The organism is Leptolyngbya sp. FACHB-36, from assembly GCF_014695955.1.
Taxonomy (GTDB): Bacteria; Cyanobacteriota; Cyanobacteriia; order Leptolyngbyales; family Leptolyngbyaceae; genus FACHB-36.
The window spans coordinates 1-2,159 of sequence record NZ_JACJPG010000669.1 but is presented as its reverse complement, the minus strand read 5'-3'; the positions used below and the strand labels follow the sequence as shown (position 1 = coordinate 2,159).

The following is a 2,159-nucleotide window of genomic DNA, read 5'->3' as shown; positions in this document are numbered from 1 at the left end:
CACAAGTCTTTACCGTCTTCCTTGAAGAGACTCGAAATCAAATCAAAGATAAACCTACCTAAATCATGAACATTTTGATTTTTAGTCCTGATTTAGAGTCTAACAATTGCGTGTTCTAAACTAACAACTCTATTCTCTATTTGGTTGAAGCAAAAGCAAGCCGAATCGATTAACCTACCTCAGTTTTGGAATTGCTGAGGCTGTAAGAGAACAGCAAGAAACAGCTCAGTATTGGAGCCATACTTTCGATCGAGATCGTTTGCTCGATCGCACGTTATTTCCACTGGAGATGAAAGCGCCAACGTGCTGGTTACGCTTGAGGCGCTAGTGGAACTTTTAGGCATCACAAGGGTAACCGGACTGGTGCTTGCTTGGATTGCCCGCCCCACAGCTTGCGTGATGTTTATTCGTTCAGCAGCCAAAGGGATACCGCTACACCCGCTTCCATGACGCTGAAGCGCTATGATGGGCGTGCCCTGAGCGATTCGAGGAATCAGGGACACTTCGAGACATGAGCTACTACCGTCAACAGCCCAACGCATTCTCACCCGACTACCTGAACGAACTGCGGGGAGGAATTTTGGCGTGCCCTTATTTCACCGTCAACAACCTCAACCGAGATTTTGTCGGAACCAAAGGGTTCTCGATCGTCTTCCAGCGATCGCAGCTTGCAACCGTGGAGCGGCAGTTTCCGTTCTTCAAGCGCTATCTAGAGCAGGCGCTACTGTCTGCCTGTAATGCGTTTTACCTCAACCCGCTGCTGCTCCAGCAGGGATCGCGAGTGGACCCGCACATTGATCGATCGCTGCGCTCCTACTGCAAGACGATTGATCCCCCCGCAATGGTGAGCGTACTGTACGTGCAAGTGCCACCTAACTTACAGGGAGGCGAACTTGTACTGCAAACCCACAAGCAGCGGGTTGGGCAGATTACACCGAAATCTGGAACGCTGCTGCACTTTCAGGGCGACTTAACGCATTCGGTCAACGCTGTAGTGGTTACAGGGAGCCGCCTGAGCTTAGTGTGTGAGCAGTACAGCCTAACCGACAGCGAACTGCACGACATTCCAGCGTTTACGGTGGAGTCAAGAGCGTCGTCGAAGCGAGTCATGTCAAAACGGGCTTAGAGCCAGCTAAAGACGCTGCCGAAGAAGTCGATCGTTTTCGACTAACGAAAAAGCGCCTCGATCAACACAGCAATTTCAGGAAAGGCGACGGGCGATAGTTCACCCTGACTCAATTCCTGCCTGACCGCGTACGCTTTACCCTGCGGCTGACGAAAGACCGTTAACCGACTGGCGTTCAAATCAACCACCCAATACTCGTTGATCCCCGCCGCTGCATAAGTCTTCTGCTTCGTGTCCAAATCCTTGATTAGCGTGCTGTCTGAGATTTCAATCAGCCAAAAAATGTCTTCCACCTGAGGATGGTGATCGTCATACCGCGACTCTGGTAGCCGCACGATCGCCACATCCGGTTCTGGCTCAGAATCCGTTAGCGTAATCGGATGCGCCTCTGAGATCAGCGCTAACCCGTTGAGCAAGCTGCGGAGATAGTTGGCAATCTTGCGAATCCGCGAGGCATGGAGGGGACCTTCTGGACTCACTTCGATAATTTCTCCTGCCAATAGCTCAACGCGACGATCGTGCAGAATTCCCGCCGCGATCATGCGGTGGTAGTCATTGATCGACCATTTAACTCTTGTAATCATCAATTGAACACGCTGCCGAAGAAGTCGATCGCCTCTCTCAGTGCTGCAACAAAGACGTCAATCTCTTCGTGGGTGTTGTAGAAGTAGAGGCTAGCGCGAGCGGTAGATGGCAAGCTGAGGTGGTGATGCAGCGGTTGGGTGCAGTGGTGCCCAGCGCGAATGGCGATGCCGTCTTGGTCCAGTAGCGTAGACAAATCGTGCGGGTGAACCGCACCTGCCGTAAACGCCGCCAGTGCTGCACGACCGTTGCCGTCTGCGTCTGGCTGCGGTCCGTAAAGTTTGATCTCTGGGATCTGGTTTAGCTGCTGGAACAGATGCGCAGTGAGTTCTGCTTCATAGGCGTGGATGGTGTCCATGCCAATGCCTGCCAGATAATCGACTGCCGCACCAAGGGCGATCGCCTCTGCAATGGCAGGCGTCCCTGCTTCAAACTTATGCGGCAAATCGGC

Annotated in this window: 4 protein-coding genes; 2 read left to right on the top strand and 2 right to left on the bottom strand. The window is 52.6% G+C overall.

The annotated features are described in order from the left end of the window. The first annotated feature begins 231 nt into the window (after positions 1-231). Together H6F43_RS23305 and H6F43_RS23300 are read left to right on the top strand one after the other, a co-directional pair. The gene (locus tag H6F43_RS23305) at positions 232-450 is read left to right on the top strand and encodes a hypothetical protein (protein WP_190345115.1); all 219 of its coding nucleotides are present in this window, start codon (positions 232-234) and stop codon (positions 448-450) included. Between the two features lie 61 nt (positions 451-511). Beyond that, positions 512-1,126 (top strand): 2OG-Fe(II) oxygenase, encoded by a 615-nt coding sequence (locus H6F43_RS23300; RefSeq protein ID WP_190345114.1) that lies wholly within the window; start codon positions 512-514, stop codon positions 1,124-1,126. 41 nt (positions 1,127-1,167) lie between these two features. On the opposite strand, the gene H6F43_RS23295 is transcribed toward H6F43_RS23300, so the two are convergent. Both H6F43_RS23295 and H6F43_RS23290 read right to left on the bottom strand, forming a co-directional pair. Further along, a complete protein-coding gene (locus H6F43_RS23295; protein ID WP_190345113.1) occupies positions 1,168-1,710 on the bottom strand; it encodes a Uma2 family endonuclease in 543 nt (180 codons plus the stop codon). After that, positions 1,710-2,159: aminotransferase class V-fold PLP-dependent enzyme (locus H6F43_RS23290; RefSeq protein WP_190345112.1), on the bottom strand; the 450-nt coding region annotated here is incomplete at its 5' end. The genes H6F43_RS23295 and H6F43_RS23290, both read right to left, overlap by 1 nt.